Genomic DNA, 15,433 nt, shown 5'->3' on the forward strand with positions numbered 1-15,433 from the left:
GCCATGAGCGGATTGCTTGCCCTTCTCGATGACGTTGCCGCAATTGCAAAGATTGCAGCGGCTTCCGCAGATGACGTGATCGGCCAGGCGGCCAAGGCAGGGGCAAAGGCAGCAGGAGCCGTGATCGACGACGCTGCCGTGACCCCCAAGTATGTCTCCGGCTTTTCGCCTGCGCGTGAAATTCCGATTGTCTGGCGCATCGCAAAAGGATCGCTCAAGAACAAGCTGATCTTCCTGCTTCCAGCCGGCCTCTTCCTCAACGAATTCCTGCCTGGCATCATCACACCACTATTGATGCTCGGCGGGGCCTACCTGTGTTTTGAGGGGGCAGAAAAGGTCTACCACATCTTCAGGCCGCAACATCATGATGCGGACGAACCTGAAGGCTTCGTGGCCGATCCGACGCATCTGGAGGAGCAGAAGGTCTCCGGCGCCATCAAGACCGATTTCATCCTGTCAGCCGAAATCATGACGATCGCACTCGCCGAAATCCCGGACAGCACGATCTGGCTGGAAGCCGCGACGCTGGCGCTAGTCGCCATCGGCATCACCGTGCTCGTCTACGGCTCAGTTGCCTTGCTGGTGAAGGCGGACGACTTCGGATTGATGCTGACGCGCAGAGGCCGTCTGTCGGTAACCAGAGCCCTCGGCCATGGCATCGTGAAGGCCATGCCAGGTTTCATGAAGCTTCTGATGACCGTTGGCACCGCTGCCATGCTCTGGGTTGGTGGCTCCATCGTACTTCACGGCTTCGACGTTCTGGGGTTCGGGCTGGTTTACGGTATCATCCATGACATTGCCCATAACGTCGCTCACGCCACCCATGTCGCTCAAGGGTTTGTCACCTGGGCAGTCACCGCGACGCTGGACGGTCTCTTTGGTCTCGCGCTCGGCATTCTTCTGATCCCGGTCACCGAAAAGGTGATCCTGCCACTGTGGCGGCTTGTCAGAGGCCAGTCGGCGGCCAAAGGCCACTGACACCCGCAAGCGGTTTGGTACAAACACAAGAAAGGCAATTGGCCAGAGACCGTCTATTGCCTTTTTCCAAGGTGGACAAAACTTTGTCTGCCAATCGGCTTGCAGGATCAGGTCAAGCCGACCGCCTGTTCCCAGTCGACCAAGGTCAGGTCGTATAACGTGTTGAAGCCCGAGGCCGGAACTGCCCGTTGGGCGAGCGTGATATAGGGGGCGACGGTGAGTGCAGTGCCGACGAACCCCGGTTTCATGATGACAAAGGCATGGGCCATGAACGTGCGGTCGTAGAGAACGGACTGGTCCTTGCCGCAGGCAACGATGCTCCAGGCGACGGATTTCTGATGCTCTTCCAGAAACGCCTTCAGGTCGGCCTCACTGTCGTTCCTTGTCCAGGCGCCTGCATCCTCGATGAAGAGATCCGCCGAGTTGTACCGGTCGCGGGTGATCGACAGGGCGATGTAGCACCACACACCGAAGGCTTCGCCTTTGTCCGGATCCGGTGCACGATCTCGCGGACGCAGGTTCGTGGTGCTCTTGTTGGCGCAAATCACATGCGCGCCGGGTGCCGGTGGAAAGCGGCGATGCGGCTCGGTACCGAACAACGCGATACCGGCATCGATCAGCGGACCGGCATCATAGACCGGCAGGTCCGACCCATCATACTGCTTGGCGGAGAACATGGGTTTCAGCGTGTTGAGCGCGCTGTTGTAGGCAAGGTCGTACCCCCAGACATTGCCGGCAATCCCGCAGAAGGAAGACGCGGTTTCCATGTTGATCTGACCGATATAGGCATCGTTCGCCTCCGCCCTGTCGTAAGCGACAATACCGTCCAGAAGAAAATCGTCCGTCTTTTCAACGGTTCCAGTGGCCACCTTGACCACTGAAACATAGCCGTTGCCGAGATTGCCCGGACGGGCATAGCCGTCGCAATAGGTCGGATATCCGCTGATGGCGGTCCGGTCGACGGTGGAAATTGTCTTGCGCATGAAGCCCTCGAAAATGTCTGTGTTAAATGATGTGCGAACATAAATCCGCAACACCATTTAACACCCGCGCCCCGGGCCAATTCAATTTATTGATTAATTTCCGCGCCATTTCTACTTATGCGTCATCCGGTACCATAACCGGACGCGCGCCTCCTGCGCCAAAACTCAGGTGTTAAAGACAGCTGACCTCAACATGCCGAGATCCTCGCCCATCAGGAACCTGGAGAAAAGGCCTGCCATCTTGTCCGCATCGAGCGGCATCGTCTCGATCCGCTCCGGCAGGTCTGCAAGTTGCGCCTCGCTCAAAACGTGTCCACGCAGCTTCACGATGCCGGCAAGATAGTCCGGATCGATTTCCGGATGTGGCTGGCAGGTCAGAACCCGGCCGGGCAAATAAAGCCCGGCAACGGGACACCCCGCACTGCGCGCCACGACCTCCAGCCCTTTCGGGGCTGTGGTGACCTGGTCCTGATGCCAGGCGTTGAGAACCAGCTTTTCGTGACCGAACCCGCGATAGGTTTGCGGACCGGCGGTGAAGCCCTTTGGCGTGCGCTCCACCCGGCCACCAAGTGCCTGAGCGATGACCTGGTGACCGAAACATACACCGATCAGCCGGCGCTTGCTCTGGTGGATGGCCCGAATGAGATCTTCAAGCACCGGAAGCCAGAGATGGTCTTCGTACACCCCGTGACGGGACCCGGTAATGAGCCAGGCATCAGCCGCTTCCGGTCCCTCGGGAAACCGGCCTGCCTCGACATCATAGGTCGTGAAGGAAAAGCCCGGGCCCGCAAGCAACGTCCGGAAGCAGGCGTCATAGTCGCCCAGGTCTGCCGCCAGCTCATCTGGGGCATGCCCGGGCTGGAGGATGCCGATATGTCTGCAATTCATCGAAAGGTCTCGTCTGACGAATGCGGCCAACGCCGTCCAGTCACATTTGACTGCTTGCCACCGCTTCCGCAAGACACTCACCAAGCTTGCGCTTCTGCTCTCCGGACGGTTGGAAATTTTCCGGCGCCAGCCAGGCTTCGTAGCCTTTTTTCAGCGTCGGCCATTCCTTGTCGATGATCGAAAACCATGTGGTATCGCGGTTGAGCCCCTTGACTATCAGATGCTGACGGAACGCGCCCTCCTCACTGAAACCGAAGCGCAAAGCGGCTTTCCTGGAGGGCAGATTTTCGTTGTTGCACTTCCATTCGAAACGGCGATAGCCGAGATCGTCGAAGACATATTTCATGAAAAGATAGAGGGCTTCCGTCGCCCCGCGCCTGCGTGAGATCAGCGGGCCCCAATAGATGTTGCCGATTTCGATGACGCCGTTGGCCTCATCGATCCGCATAAGCGTCTGCCGCCCGGCCACCTTGCCGGTTTCGTTGTCGATGATGGCAAAGAAAAGCGGATCCTTGCTGTCAGCAACCTTTTCCACCCAACCGCGAAAGGCTTTTGCCGATTCGGGTGGGTACTCGGGCAGCCAGCGGAACTTCTGATCACCGTCAGGCACATCGGAGGCTTCAAAAAGGCCGTTCGTGTGACGGTCCGGTTCAAGCGGCTCCAGCGAGACATAACGGCCCTGCATCGGCTTGTGCTCAGGCCGCGGACGAACGGTCCAATGACGAAGGTCTTCAGGCATGGTCTTCTCCGGAAGGGCATGGGGTGCAGGCTTCGGCAGTCTCCACCGGCAATTTGCTTCTGTCTAGCGCCTCACTGGTGCTGCGAGAAGATCCAGTTGCGTGAGAGAGGCAGGACCAGTTGAAAGGATCCGCCAGCCCTTCCCCGAAGCCGCTCGCACCGCCCGATAAAGGAGCAAATCACCCCATCTGCAACCGACAGAACTCATGCTAAACTTCGGCCGGTTTCTGGAGGAGACAAACCATGACTTCGGGCGTGACGATACTTGTCGGGACCACCAAGGGCGCATTTCTGCTGGACGGCGGAACCGACCGGGACGGCTGGAAGGTGAAAGGCCCGTTCTGCGATGGATGGCCGATCAATCATATGGTCGGCGACGCTGACAACGGCACAATATGGGCTGGTGGAGGCGGCGAATGGTCCGGCGCGGGCATATGGCGTTCGGAAGACGGCGGCGAGACCTGGGAGGTTACCCGGTTGACCAAGGGGACAATCGACGACTGGGCCGCCAACGATCCAGAGACGGCCAAGTTTCTGAACTGGACACCGCAGGAATTGCCTTTCGGCGACGACTTCTCCCAGGTCTGGTCCCTCGGATATGCCCACGGAACGCTCTACGCCGGTACCAAGCCTGCCAGGCTCCTTGCCAGCCGGGATGGCGGAAAAAGCTTCACGCATCTGGAAGGCCTTGCCAACCACCCCTCCGCGGACAGCTGGAACCCCGGCGCGGCAGGCCTGGTGCTGCACACGATCGTTTCCGACCCGGACAAATCGAATAAGCTCTGGATCGGCATTTCTGCCGCCGGCGTCTTTGCCAGCGAGGATGGCGGCGTCACCTGGGAGCGGCGCAACCGGCTGTCCAACGCCGCCGCCTGTGAAGGACACGATCACCCTGCGGCCCCACGCGATGGCGAGACGGGTCATTGCGTACACAACATGATGCGCGCCCCTGGCGACGGTGACCTGCTCTACCAGCAGAACCACCACGGCGTCTGGCGTTCCACCGACGGTGGGCTCAACTGGGATAATATCACCGACGGGCTGCCTTCGACTTTCGGCTTTCCGATCCGGGTGCACCCGCGTGATCCCGACACCCTCTGGACACTGCCGCTGAACGGCGACACCGAGGGGCGGTTTCCACCTGGTGCGGCGGCCGCGGTCTGGAAATCCGAAGACGGCGGCAGAACCTGGCGTGACAAACGCAGCGGGCTTCCCCAGGAAGCCTGCTTCTTCACGGTCCTTCGCCAGGCGATGGGCGGCGACAGACGGGACCCCGCCGGACTTTACTTCGGCACAAATTCCGGCTCGGTTTTTGCGAGCCTCGACGAAGGAGAAAGCTGGCAGGAAATCGCACGCCATCTTCCGACCGTGCTTGCAGTGGAGGTGCTGGACCGGGGGTGAGAATTCCCGGCGCTCAGAAAGCCTTGCTCGCAGCCACCTGCCGCGAGACCGCCACCGCCTCTCTTTCGGGAAATGGGCGTTTCAGGCGGCGTGCTCTTCAGCGGCTTTCTTTCAGCGCGGGAACGCGCGAGCGACACACCTCGGCGCGAATGACTGATGACAATCTGACTTGCCATATGTATACAGTCATTATCCAGTCAATTTGAAAGCAATTCCTCATGACCGAATGGTGTCCGGACCTTTCCGCCAGCAATGCACCGCGTTACACCGCGATCGCTGACGCCATCGAGGCGGATATCCGCACCGGACGCCTTGCGCCGGGAGACAGATTGCCGGCGCAGCGCCAGTTGGCTGCCAGACTCGAACTCGATTTCACGACCGTCGCACGAGGTTACACCGAGGCACGACGGCGCGGCGTGATTTCCTCCATGGTGGGCAGCGGCACTTTCGTCACCAGTGCGGACGGTATGCTGGGCGGCGGTATTGCGGCCCGCGACGCCAAACGCCTGTCACCGCCGGACTTTTCCATGAACCTGCCACCGGACGTCAGCGATCCCGGCCTGATCGCCCGCATGCGCGACGGTGTCTCCACGCTTTCGGCTGACCTCATTCCTCTGCTGCGGTACCAGACCTTCGCCGACAAGGATCCCGACCGCCAGGCCGCTGCGCGCTGGCTCGCCGGGGTTGGCCTCAAGCCTGAACCGGAAGACATTCTGTTTGCACCCGGTGCCCAGGCCGCACTTGCCAGCATTCTGGCAACGCTCGGTGAACCTGGAGACAGGATCGCCTGCGAAGCCGTGACCTACCCGGGGATCCGCTCCATCTGCGGACAGCTTCGCCTGGAATTGCGCGGTTTGCCGATTGACGAAGAAGGCATTGATCCGCCTGCCTTCGAGGAAGCCTGTCTCGACGGACGACTGAAGGCGCTTTATGTCAATCCGACCCTTCACAATCCAACCACCCAGACCCTTTCCGACCAGCGACGGCGCGAGCTTGCCACTATCGCGCAGCGCCATGGTGTACCTATCCTGGAAGATGACGCATATGGACAGCTCTGCCGAAACCCGATCCAGCCGATAGCCGCTCTGGCTCCTGACATGACCTGGTATATCGGCTCTCTGTCAAAAAGCGTCGGGGCCGGCCTCCGGCTTGCCCATGTTCTAGCGCCGGACCGAAGTGCTGCCTGGCAGTTCGCCCGCTCACAGCGCACGTCCAGCATCATGATTTCACCGCTCACGACTGCCCTTGCCACGCGCTGGATCGAGGACGGCACCGCCAAGGCGTTGCTTCGGCACATTCGCGGTGAAAGCGCCGCCCGGCAGGAACTGGCAGCCCGGTATCTGAAGCACCTTCAGTTCCAAGCCGATCCGGACGGATTTCATCTCTGGCTAGCCTTGCCGGACGGATGGTCCCGTCCCGCTTTCGTCAGCCAGATGCGGAACCAGCCGATCGGCGTTGTGGAAAGCGATGCCTTCACGATCACAGGCAAGGCACAGGAAGCAGTGCGGCTTTGCCTGGGCGGGCCGCATAACCGCGCACAGATCGACAGCGCTCTCAGGGTTATCTCCGAGGCTCTGGCATCAACGCCGGACAAGACCTCCACCTATTTCTGATCACCAGCACAAAGCCCAAGCGCACCCCGGCCAATCTGCCGCAGGTGAACGGGTTGCCACGCCTGCAATTTGGTTTATCTTTGACTGCAGAAAATTCCATTCAATTGACTGGATATATGTCTCCGGCACAGACCGGCAGACCTCTCGCAGGAAAAGGTGCCTCATGACCACTCCACAAAGCTGGCCGCAAATTCCGCCGATCCGCACCGGCATCAAAGGCCGCTGCCCGCGCTGCGGCGAAGGCTCCATCTTCGACGGCTTCCTGAAGTTGAAGCCGAAATGCGATCATTGCGGACTGGACTACAGCTTCGCCGATCCTGCAGATGGTCCAGCGTTCTTCGTTATCTGCTTTGGCTGCATTCCCGCAGTCGCCTTTGCGATCTGGCTCGAAATCGCCTTCACTGCTCCCTACTGGGTGCATCTCGTAACGACGCTTCCCCTGATCCTCGTGACCTGCATCCCGATGCTGCGACCGCTCAAGGGCTGGCTGGTGTCCAGCCAGTACTTCTACAAGGCGGAAGAAGGCCGGCTGGCCACCCCCGTTCCCAAATCCTCGGAAAGCCAGGTCTGACGTCCGGACGCCCCAAGCCGGATCAGGATCTGACTTTCCAGAGGCAGGCGGTGTCATCGGACGGGCGATGCACCGCCTTTTTATGTTCCGGGATCGTGTACCCCGAGGGGTTACAAGGTCCACCCGGATGAGCGGCCAGGTCCCGAGCAACAAGTGGCCCATCCTTCACGGCAGCGCTTCGCGCTTCCTCACGATGAGGTTGAATTTGTGGGCCAGGGAGAAATTCGAACACGACCTCATCCTGAGGAGGCCGTCAGGCCGCCTCGAAGAATGGGCTGCACATTCGGATGCAAGTCGCACTGTCCCCGGGGACAATCCTACGCAGGTCGGCAACCTCAGACCGCCCTCACCCACACAGCCGTATCGTGAAACGCCGCGCCGCCATAAGGGGCCACCGGATCGGCGCCGGTAAGCGTGTTGATACCGCGACCGTCCTCGAATGCGTCGTTCGGCCAGATGCCCTCCGAGATCACTGTTCCCGGTGCGACGGTCGAGACATGCCGCGCATGCAGCGTGACGACGCCGCGCCTGTTGCCCATCTTCACCTTGGCACCGTCTTCAATGCCAAAGCGCTCCGCCTCATCCGGACGCAGCCAGACTTCCGGGCGACCTTCTTTCTTCTTCGAACTGTCGGTCTCGTTGAACGTGGAATTCAGGAACGAACGGGCCGGCGATGTCACCAGACGGAAGGGATGCACCTCGTCCGCAAGTTCGATGCTGTCCCACTGGTCCGGCAACTCGGGCATCGTCTGCCAGGGACCGAAAATCGTGCCATCTTCCGGCTTGTTGGGAGCGAAGGATCTGCCCCACGCGGCCTTGAAGTGGAACTTGCCGTCGGCATGACCGAAGCCGTTGAGATAATGCGCCGTCTCGAAGTCGGGTTGCAGATCGATCCATTTTCCTGCTTCAAGGTCCGCAAGCGTTCCATAGTTGGAGTTGCGCAGCAGCCAGTCGATATGGTCGCGCGCGCTCATATCGAAACCGGGGTGAGATTTTGAGTCAACGCGCCGAGCGATCTCATTGATAACAAATATGTTCTCGCGCGGCCCCTCCGGAGGCTCAACAGCTTTCGGCCCCAGCATCAGATACTGGTGCCCGCCGCCTTTATAAAGGTCGTCATGCTCCAGGAACTGGGTTGCCGGCAGTACGATGTCGGCCATCTGCGCGGTTTCGGTCAGGAAGTGTTCGTGGACAACGGTGAAGAGGTCCTCGCGGGCGAAGCCTTGCTTTATCAGGTCCTGTTCCGGTGCCACGGAGGCGGGGTTGGTATTCTGGATCAGCATCGCTTTCACGGGAGGGCCACCGAGCAGGGCCGCCTCTTCCCCGGTGAGAATGCGGCCAACCAGGCTCTGATCTAGGGCGCGAACCGCCGGATCCTTCAGCGAACCGGCCTCGATCATCTCCTTGTTGAGCTGATAGATGGCACCGTTGTTGTGGAAAGCACCGCCGCCCTCTTCCTTCCAGCAACCGGTGACTGCGGCGATGGAACTGGCCGCATGCATGCCGACGGCCCCGTTGCGGGATCGGGTAAAGCCATAACCAAGCCGGAAATATGTCTTCTTCACCGTGCCTATCAGGCGCGCCAGTTCCTCGATCCGGGAGGCGTCGAGACCGGTGATCGCTGCAGCCCATTCCGGCGTCTTCGGCTTCAGATGCGCTTCCAGTTCGGCCGGGCAGTCGGTGTAGGTTTCCAGGTAATCCCGGTCGGCATATCCATCGCGGAAGAGCACATGCATGACCGCGCAGGCAAGCGCTGCATCCGTGCCCGGTTTCAGGATAATACCCAAATCCGCCTGCTTCATTGTCTCGGTCTCGTAGACGTCCACGACAATGATGCGTGCTCCACGCTTCTTGCGGGCGGCAATTGCGTGGGTCATGACGTTGACCTGTGTCGCAACCGGATTGGTGCCCCAGATGACAATCTGGTCGGAAACCGCCATCTCACGCGGATCGGGACCCGCCAGCTTGCCGGTACCGGCAACATAGCCCGTCCAGGCCATGTTGGTGCAGAAACTGTCGAACTGGCGTGAATAGCCCTTGCTGTGACGCAGCCGGTGGATGCTGTCCCGCTGCACCATGCCCATCGTCCCGGCATAGTGATAAGGCCAGACGCTTTCTGCTCCGAATTCAGCTTCGGCAGCCAGGAACTTTTCGGCAATCAGGTCGAGCGCCGCCTCCCAGGAGACTTCCTCGAAACGGCCCTCACCTTTCCTGCCGGTGCGCCGCAACGGCTTCATAAGCCGGTCCGGATGGTAGAGGCGTTCGGGATAGCGGGCAACCTTGGCGCAGATCACGCCTGCAGTATAGTCGTTGTCCTTGGCTCCATTCAGCCGTCGCACGTCGCCATGCGGATAGAAATGCACCTCAAGCGCACAGGTCGACGGGCAATCGTGCGGACAGGCGGAAAAGGTGCTCTTGGGCGGCTGCTGGGTCATGATGCCTACTGAATATGCTGGGACTTGCGCCCGGCAAGGTTCCCCCAGCGCGGCCACCTGTCAAGTCAGGTGACCGCTTTTATCCCTCTTTCAGAAGATGACCATCAATTACGTGGACCGAAATCCGCCAAAGTGACCACACCGTCGCCATTGCGGTCGATCATTTCAACCCAGGCCGGTGCGTTATCGAGGAATTCGGCTTCGGAAACCTTGCCGTCGCCATCGGTATCATTGACCTCCAGGCGCATGCCGTTTGCCGGGTTTCTCACCCCTTTCCCCAATCCCTTGGGCTCATTCTCGGCCTGATCCTGCGCTCTTGCCTCATCGAACAGGACATATTCCCCGGCATCCAGAAAACCATCGTCATTGGCATCAAAACTGGCGAAGACGTTGCCACGCCGCTCACGCGCCTCGTCCGTCGTCACCGCGCCATCGCCGTTCAGGTCCCAGTTTTCGATAAAATGAGCGCCCGGGCCCTCACCCGCCAAACCTGCGCCAGCAGCTGCCAGAAACAGGACGGCTCCAAGAGTGATCGATTTCATTTGATTCTCCTTCTTTCTAACTTTCGAATTATTGAACATTTTTCTCCCAAAAAAAGTGCGTGGCTGTCACGCACTTTTTGTGTCCGGTCAGCTGCCGCTGCAGGGGGATCGTCCCATTCGACCGGCTCCCGGCCGTCCGTCGGGTGATGGGCCACCTTTCCGGGGACCGAGACCAGGACCCTGCCCCGGGGGTGGCGGGCGGCCACCAGGCAGAAACCGCGGCGGATGTCCACCCTGTGCCTGCACAAGCGTGACAGCAGCCTCGCTATTGTCTGAAAGCGCGGCAAAATCGACCGCGGGTTGGGCGCTTTCGTTCTGCAGGTCTCCGCGCATGCCACCGCGTTTCAGGCGCAGGAAGCTGTTGTCCGGATCGCCCATCCAGCAGCGGGGAATGAACGGAAAAACATCGGTCAGCACATAGTGATACGTGCCTTTGGGATATTCCGGCGTAACCGCGAAGCGGCCGTTGCACTGGTCGAGATCGCCGGCACCGGCAACATAGGCCCAGTCCTGCGTGAACTTGCCGTTATAGCGCCCGCCAGGTCCGCCCGGCCGGTTGCCCGACTTCACCCGGTAGCTGCTTTTCAGCTTTTTCAGGCCCGATTTCTGCTTCGGATCGGAATAGCCATATGGACCATAGATGGGAAAGCCGTCGGCAGCAAAGCCCAGCAGGGCGGGAACAGACCTGCCGTCTTCCGAGGCCAGGACCCCGGTCGGGATGCCGTGATAGTGGTAGGTGCCGTCCGGCTGGACATGGGCGTTGTAACGATCGAGGCCCAGTTTGCAAGCACCGCCCAGCGCCTCATAGTTCCATCCGGAACGCCGATCGTTTTGCCAGAACTCCGCCGTGCCGGGGTCCATGACGACGCCGTTGACCGCGATGCCGAATACAGCACCCTGTGCCTTTGTTGCACTGGCGTTCTTAAGTGGAACCAGCGGGACTTTCAGACTGTAATTCTTTTTTGAGATGGAATGCGGGTTGCCGCGGTTGGGAAATTGTCCGGGCGGTTTCACCGGATAGCCGTTGGCGTGGATATGGCGATACTTGCCTTCAACGGAAAAATCGGCCGAGGCTTCCGCTTCCGGTAAAATGAGGTTCCAGATTTCCTCGCCGATATGCGTCTCTTCGACTGCGGCTTCGCCTTCCAGCGGTGCCGTGCTGTCATGAGCGGCAACCGGTGTTGCCATTAGCACGCCGGCAAGCGCTACGGATATGCGCATCATTTTCTCCCGATCTGTTCGCCCACACCTTGAGTATGGGCTTTGACGGCGCAGAACGCTGTCAAACAAACGCATCAAAGTGTAACGCGATGTAACCGGGGGAGCGTCTGGGACAGAACCGAGACAGAATAAGAAAAGCCGGCCCCTGGGGACCGGCTTTAAAGTCAGCGGATTGTCCGCAGATTAACCGACGAGTTCGACGCCGGAGAACCAGAACGCGATTTCTTCAGCAGCGGTTTCGGCTGCATCGGAACCATGAACGGAGTTTTCGCCGATGGACAGGGCATATGCCTTGCGGATCGTACCTTCTGCTGCGTCGGCCGGGTTGGTCGCACCCATGACTTCGCGGTTCTTGGCAATGGCGTTTTCGCCTTCCAGAACCTGAACAACGGTCGGGCCGGAAGACATGAATTCGGTCAGTTCGCCGAAGAACGGACGTTCCTTGTGAACCGCATAGAAAGCTTCAGCTTCGCGCAGGGACATCCACACGCGCTTGGATGCAACAACGCGCAGACCGGCTTCTTCAAGCTTGGCGGTGATGGCACCGGTCAGGTTACGCTTGGTGGCGTCCGGCTTGATCATGGAAAACGTGCGTTCAATCGCCATGGTTTCATCTTTCTCGTTTCAGCAGCGGACCGGCGGAGTGCCGGTTCCGGATTTCTAAAATTTCGCGGCCTTAATACCGGGGCACCGTCATGCCCGCAAGGGGGCGTGGTCATGACATTTTGATGTCAGTAACCGGTTTGTGTCTGAATATGGTACTGGCAAACATTCCAGCGGCTACCTAGTCTGCTTTCAAAGGCAAAGGTCGAGCGGACGGTTTACGGCGCTCCTTTTCGGGAATGACACGATGGTCGAACTCTTCGCGCTCCTGCCGACGCTGCTCTACGCGGCAGTCGCATCGCTATGGCTCAGCCTTGCTGCCCCGTCAGCCCTGGCCAATGCAAAGGCAGTTGAAAGCCCGCAGGCTTTCCCTTCATTGGAGAGGCAACTTTCTTTCCTTACGCCCGAAGAACTGGAAGAACTTTTCGTCTTCGTGGCAGGCAATACGCTATTCACGCTCTACCACGAGAGCGGACATATGCTGATTTCGGAGCTGGAACTTCCTGTACTGGCACAGGAAGAAGACGCGGTCGACAATCTGGCCACCGTATCGATGCTCGGTGCAGATACCGACGACATGGATCTTTATCTCACACAGGCGATGATCGGCTGGTTCCTGATTGCCGAAGAAGATTACGACGATCTCGTGTTCTACGACGAGCACGATCTGGATCAGCAACGCGGCTACAAGATGCTGTGCCTGATGGTAGGCGCCGATGAAGATGCCTTTCTGGATCTCGCCAGGGATCTGGAGCTGTCAGAGGAGCGGATAGAAAGCTGTGCTTTCGACTATGACCAGGCATCTGTCTCCTGGGAGGCCGTCACGGATCCGCACCTCAGGGACGCCGACACGCCCGGCGGCAAGATCAAGGTCGTCCATGACCCCGCTTCCAAGGACCTGGAGGCCATGGCCGTGTTCCTGAAGGAAAGCGGCCTGATGGAACTGGTCGCCGAAGAATTCGATACGTTCTACGATTTGCCGGAGACCGTTACTTTCCGCTCCACCGCCTGCGGTGTGGAAAATGCCTTCTGGGATCCGGACCAGCGTGAAGTCATCCTGTGCCACGAGTTGCTCGCCGGCCTGGCGGAGATATTCTTGAGCGTTCCGGATGAGGATGAGAAGGCTCAAAGAGACGATTGAGCGTTCTTGCGGTAAACGCCGGGCGCTTCGCCATATGCCTTCTGGAATTCCCGGTAAAAGTTCGACCGTGTGAGAAACCCCGCCCGTTCCTGGACCCGGCCGACCGGGTCATCGGTCGAGGCAAGCAGCCGGGCGGCTTCCTCGAGGCGCACCAGATTGACGAACTGGCTGACATTGACACCTTCCACCGCGTTGACAGCCCTGGAAAGATCTCGGTCCGGAACACCGACCCGGCGGGCCAAGCGCGTGAGTGTCAGCGAAGGATCTCTGAAAAACTCCTGAGCGATCAGAACCCTTCTGGCAGCTTCAACCAGTTCCACCTGCTGCGCATCGCTTGAGGCAACCCCTTTCCCGGTATCCCTGGACTGTCCGAACCGAGTGCCCAGAAACCCGATGGCGGCTCCAACTGCGATCACCAGGAAAAACAGGCTTGCTCCGGAAATTGCCAGAGCTGCTGCCCCCTGTCTTTCTTGCGCAAACAGATACGCGACGAGAGCATCGATCAGGAGAGTGGCCACCATGACCAATATGGAGAAGAGAAGCAGCTTGTGCAGCAGACCGCCCATGTTGGTTGGCGCTTCGGCAAAGACGTCCTGCCCGTTGATCCAGACCCGTGCGAGAGCCAGCGTGTAGACCGCATAGCTCATTCCGATCACCCCATCGACATAACCGGTCACCGGCACCGGCAAATACAACGCTATCGTCACAATGGCCGCCGCCCCCAGGTTCCATACAATCAGTCGCCGGGTTCTTTCGACGGTAACCGTGAGGGATGTGAAGGCGAGATAAATGACCGGCGCTATCCACACGGGCAGAACCCGTTGAACCGCAAGAAATTCGAAATGCCCATAGGCAAAACGCATTCCGACCAAGGACGCCTCGACCGCCATCAGGCAGAACACGCCGGCAAACATTCCGCGTGCCTGTCCAGGTAGAGACCGCCAGGCCAGGGTCGCCAGGGCGAGCCCTCCGAACAGTGCGGCAAGCAGGAAAGACACCGGAATGCTGATCATCTTTGGTCCAACGCGCTCGGCTGTGGTGGAAGGTCTTGTCCTTTATCACGTTTGAGGACAGGACATCGCCTCCGAGGCAATTGTCAACAGGTCTGGCGCAGCGCATCTCAAGGACTTCCTGCTAACACCCCTGGAGGTTCCATGTATCCGTCACCCAACCGCCTTGTTCGGCCCATCCGGCTGCTCAGGTATGCTGTGTCACTTGCCGGTGCCGTAGGTCTCGCGACAGGCGCGCATGCCGAGGATACACTTCGCTACGGGCCGGGTGTCACCAAGATCACCGTCGAAGATGCGCGCAAGGACCGGCCCCTTGAAGGTGACATCTGGTATCCAACCGCAACGCCAGACATTCTGCCCCGGGCAGACACGAGCAAAGTCTGGCAAATGGCGCTGGCCGATCCTGACGGCAAAGCCGCCGAAGGCATTTTTCCGCTCGTGGTCGTATCGCACGGCATGTACGGCAACACGTTCAACCAGGCCTGGCTCGGCTCCGAACTTGCCCGACGCGGCTATTTCGTTGCCATGGTCAATCATCCGGGCACCAGTTCGTTTCTGCGCGATCCCGAGCAGACCCGCAAGCTCTGGGACAGGCCCGTCGACCTGTCTCGCCTTATCAGCTTCCTGACCGAGGACAGCCCCTACAAGGACAGGATCGACCCGGAACGGATCTATGCGGCCGGCCATTCCCTCGGCGGTTTCACAGTCCTGCTTCTAGCTGGCGCCGAATTCGAACCTGACCGGTATGAGCGTGAGTGTTCGGGTGAGGAACGGCCGGTTGCCTGCCAGGTGCTGACCGGTTGGTCCATCGCGAAAACGGAGGCTGACCGAAGCGAGATGGCAAAATCCCGAAAGGACCCGCGGCTGACCAAGGTCATCAGCCTGGATCTTGGCGGAACGCCGGTCCTTTCCCGCGACAGCCTGAGCGCCATCGACATCCCGGTTCTCGTTCTGGGGTCGCAGCGCGCCGACATGCTGAACCAGGAGGTCGAGTCGCGTGCGCTGGCCGCTGCCCTGCCTGCAGACAAGGTCCACCATGTGGAAATGGCTGATGCCGGACATTTCGATTTCATGGGCGTGTGCAAGCCGGAGGGGTTTGCCATCCTGGAAGAATATGAGCCGGGCGACGAAATCGTGTGCATCAAAGGCAGCAAGGAACGCGAAGAGCAACATCAACGTATCCTGACGGAAATTCTTGGCTTCCTGGAACCTTGAGACAGGGCGCGGCGGGCTCAAAAGTGCAGCAATGCCACAGCCCGCCGCCCGAACGAGTTTTTGCTCCGGTTTCCACTTGCATCCTTAAGGGCGC

The 15,433-nt window shown here is 59.7% G+C and carries 14 protein-coding genes; 6 read left to right on the top strand and 8 right to left on the bottom strand.

Annotated features, from left to right (window positions below; all coding sequences use genetic code 11):
- The first annotated feature begins 3 nt into the window (after positions 1 to 3).
- A complete protein-coding gene (locus tag ACYQ54_RS23565; RefSeq protein WP_460086859.1) occupies positions 4 to 978 on the top strand; it encodes a DUF808 domain-containing protein in 975 nt (324 codons plus the stop codon).
- Positions 979 to 1,085: 107 nt separating this feature from the next.
- Here the strand turns inward: ACYQ54_RS23565 and hdcA are convergent, their stop codons facing one another.
- From hdcA to ACYQ54_RS23580, 3 genes are all read right to left on the bottom strand, one after another.
- On the bottom strand, positions 1,086 to 1,961 hold the full coding sequence (gene hdcA / locus ACYQ54_RS23570) for a histidine decarboxylase, pyruvoyl type (protein ID WP_460086860.1): 876 nt from the start codon (positions 1,959 to 1,961) through the stop codon (positions 1,086 to 1,088).
- 165 nt (positions 1,962 to 2,126) lie between these two features.
- Positions 2,127 to 2,849, bottom strand: coding sequence for a type 1 glutamine amidotransferase (locus ACYQ54_RS23575; protein ID WP_460086862.1), 723 nt, complete (start codon positions 2,847 to 2,849; stop codon positions 2,127 to 2,129).
- Between the two features lie 40 nt (positions 2,850 to 2,889).
- On the bottom strand, positions 2,890 to 3,588 hold the full coding sequence (locus ACYQ54_RS23580; protein ID WP_460086864.1) for a GNAT family N-acetyltransferase: 699 nt from the start codon (positions 3,586 to 3,588) through the stop codon (positions 2,890 to 2,892).
- Between the two features lie 242 nt (positions 3,589 to 3,830).
- On the opposite strand from ACYQ54_RS23580, the gene ACYQ54_RS23585 reads away from it, so the two are divergent.
- From ACYQ54_RS23585 to ACYQ54_RS23595, 3 genes are all read left to right on the top strand, one after another.
- The gene (locus ACYQ54_RS23585; RefSeq protein WP_460086867.1) at positions 3,831 to 4,988 is read left to right on the top strand and encodes a WD40/YVTN/BNR-like repeat-containing protein; all 1,158 of its coding nucleotides are present in this window, start codon (positions 3,831 to 3,833) and stop codon (positions 4,986 to 4,988) included.
- Between the two features lie 218 nt (positions 4,989 to 5,206).
- Entirely contained in the window at positions 5,207 to 6,601 is a 1,395-nt protein-coding gene (locus ACYQ54_RS23590; protein ID WP_460086868.1) for an aminotransferase-like domain-containing protein, read from the top strand.
- 163 nt (positions 6,602 to 6,764) lie between these two features.
- Positions 6,765 to 7,172 carry a DUF983 domain-containing protein gene (locus tag ACYQ54_RS23595; RefSeq protein WP_460086870.1) on the top strand — a complete coding sequence of 136 codons (408 nt, stop codon included), beginning with the start codon at positions 6,765 to 6,767 and terminating at the stop codon, positions 7,170 to 7,172.
- A 335-nt stretch (positions 7,173 to 7,507) separates the two neighbouring features.
- On the opposite strand, the gene ACYQ54_RS23600 is transcribed toward ACYQ54_RS23595, so the two are convergent.
- The 4 genes from ACYQ54_RS23600 to ndk all read right to left on the bottom strand — a co-directional run bounded on the left by ACYQ54_RS23600 (position 7,508) and on the right by ndk (position 11,976).
- On the bottom strand, positions 7,508 to 9,607 hold the full coding sequence (locus tag ACYQ54_RS23600) for a molybdopterin-containing oxidoreductase family protein (RefSeq protein WP_460086873.1): 2,100 nt from the start codon (positions 9,605 to 9,607) through the stop codon (positions 7,508 to 7,510).
- Positions 9,608 to 9,711: 104 nt separating this feature from the next.
- Positions 9,712 to 10,149 (bottom strand): EF-hand domain-containing protein, encoded by a 438-nt coding sequence (locus ACYQ54_RS23605; protein WP_460086876.1) that lies wholly within the window; start codon positions 10,147 to 10,149, stop codon positions 9,712 to 9,714.
- A gap of 87 nt (positions 10,150 to 10,236) precedes the next feature.
- A complete protein-coding gene (locus ACYQ54_RS23610) occupies positions 10,237 to 11,370 on the bottom strand; it encodes a YHYH protein (RefSeq protein WP_460086878.1) in 1,134 nt (377 codons plus the stop codon).
- Positions 11,371 to 11,553: 183 nt separating this feature from the next.
- The gene (gene ndk, locus ACYQ54_RS23615; RefSeq protein ID WP_299814931.1) at positions 11,554 to 11,976 is read right to left on the bottom strand and encodes a nucleoside-diphosphate kinase; all 423 of its coding nucleotides are present in this window, start codon (positions 11,974 to 11,976) and stop codon (positions 11,554 to 11,556) included.
- A gap of 244 nt (positions 11,977 to 12,220) precedes the next feature.
- On the opposite strand from ndk, the gene ACYQ54_RS23620 reads away from it, so the two are divergent.
- The gene (locus ACYQ54_RS23620; protein ID WP_460086880.1) at positions 12,221 to 13,114 is read left to right on the top strand and encodes a DUF4344 domain-containing metallopeptidase; all 894 of its coding nucleotides are present in this window, start codon (positions 12,221 to 12,223) and stop codon (positions 13,112 to 13,114) included.
- On the opposite strand, the gene ACYQ54_RS23625 is transcribed toward ACYQ54_RS23620, so the two are convergent.
- On the bottom strand, positions 13,099 to 14,127 hold the full coding sequence (locus tag ACYQ54_RS23625) for a helix-turn-helix transcriptional regulator (RefSeq protein WP_460086882.1): 1,029 nt from the start codon (positions 14,125 to 14,127) through the stop codon (positions 13,099 to 13,101). The two genes, ACYQ54_RS23620 and ACYQ54_RS23625, sit on opposite strands and share 16 nt — an antisense overlap.
- A gap of 141 nt (positions 14,128 to 14,268) precedes the next feature.
- Here ACYQ54_RS23625 and ACYQ54_RS23630 point away from each other — a divergent pair, with 141 nt between their 5' ends.
- Complete coding sequence (locus ACYQ54_RS23630) at positions 14,269 to 15,339, top strand: alpha/beta hydrolase family protein (RefSeq protein ID WP_460086884.1); 1,071 nt, start codon at positions 14,269 to 14,271, stop codon at positions 15,337 to 15,339.
- Positions 15,340 to 15,433: the final 94 nt, after the last annotated feature.

The sequence above is a fragment of the Roseibium sp. LAB1 genome (assembly GCF_054658235.1).

Excerpts from the sequence above, each read along its gene's own strand:
- ACYQ54_RS23565 (WP_460086859.1), top strand. The coding sequence starts at position 4 with ATGAGCGGATTGCTTGCCCTTCTCGATGACGTTGCCGCAATTGCAAAG.
- hdcA (WP_460086860.1), bottom strand. The coding sequence starts at position 1,961 with ATGCGCAAGACAATTTCCACCGTCGACCGGACCGCCATCAGCGGATAT.
- ACYQ54_RS23575 (WP_460086862.1), bottom strand. The coding sequence starts at position 2,849 with ATGAATTGCAGACATATCGGCATCCTCCAGCCCGGGCATGCCCCAGAT.
- ACYQ54_RS23580 (WP_460086864.1), bottom strand. The coding sequence starts at position 3,588 with ATGCCTGAAGACCTTCGTCATTGGACCGTTCGTCCGCGGCCTGAGCAC.
- ACYQ54_RS23585 (WP_460086867.1), top strand. The coding sequence starts at position 3,831 with ATGACTTCGGGCGTGACGATACTTGTCGGGACCACCAAGGGCGCATTT.
- ACYQ54_RS23590 (WP_460086868.1), top strand. The coding sequence starts at position 5,207 with ATGACCGAATGGTGTCCGGACCTTTCCGCCAGCAATGCACCGCGTTAC.
- ACYQ54_RS23595 (WP_460086870.1), top strand. The coding sequence starts at position 6,765 with ATGACCACTCCACAAAGCTGGCCGCAAATTCCGCCGATCCGCACCGGC.
- ACYQ54_RS23600 (WP_460086873.1), bottom strand. The coding sequence starts at position 9,607 with ATGACCCAGCAGCCGCCCAAGAGCACCTTTTCCGCCTGTCCGCACGAT.
- ACYQ54_RS23605 (WP_460086876.1), bottom strand. The coding sequence starts at position 10,149 with ATGAAATCGATCACTCTTGGAGCCGTCCTGTTTCTGGCAGCTGCTGGC.
- ACYQ54_RS23610 (WP_460086878.1), bottom strand. The coding sequence starts at position 11,370 with ATGCGCATATCCGTAGCGCTTGCCGGCGTGCTAATGGCAACACCGGTT.
- ndk (WP_299814931.1), bottom strand. The coding sequence starts at position 11,976 with ATGGCGATTGAACGCACGTTTTCCATGATCAAGCCGGACGCCACCAAG.
- ACYQ54_RS23620 (WP_460086880.1), top strand. The coding sequence starts at position 12,221 with ATGGTCGAACTCTTCGCGCTCCTGCCGACGCTGCTCTACGCGGCAGTC.
- ACYQ54_RS23625 (WP_460086882.1), bottom strand. The coding sequence starts at position 14,127 with ATGATCAGCATTCCGGTGTCTTTCCTGCTTGCCGCACTGTTCGGAGGG.
- ACYQ54_RS23630 (WP_460086884.1), top strand. The coding sequence starts at position 14,269 with ATGTATCCGTCACCCAACCGCCTTGTTCGGCCCATCCGGCTGCTCAGG.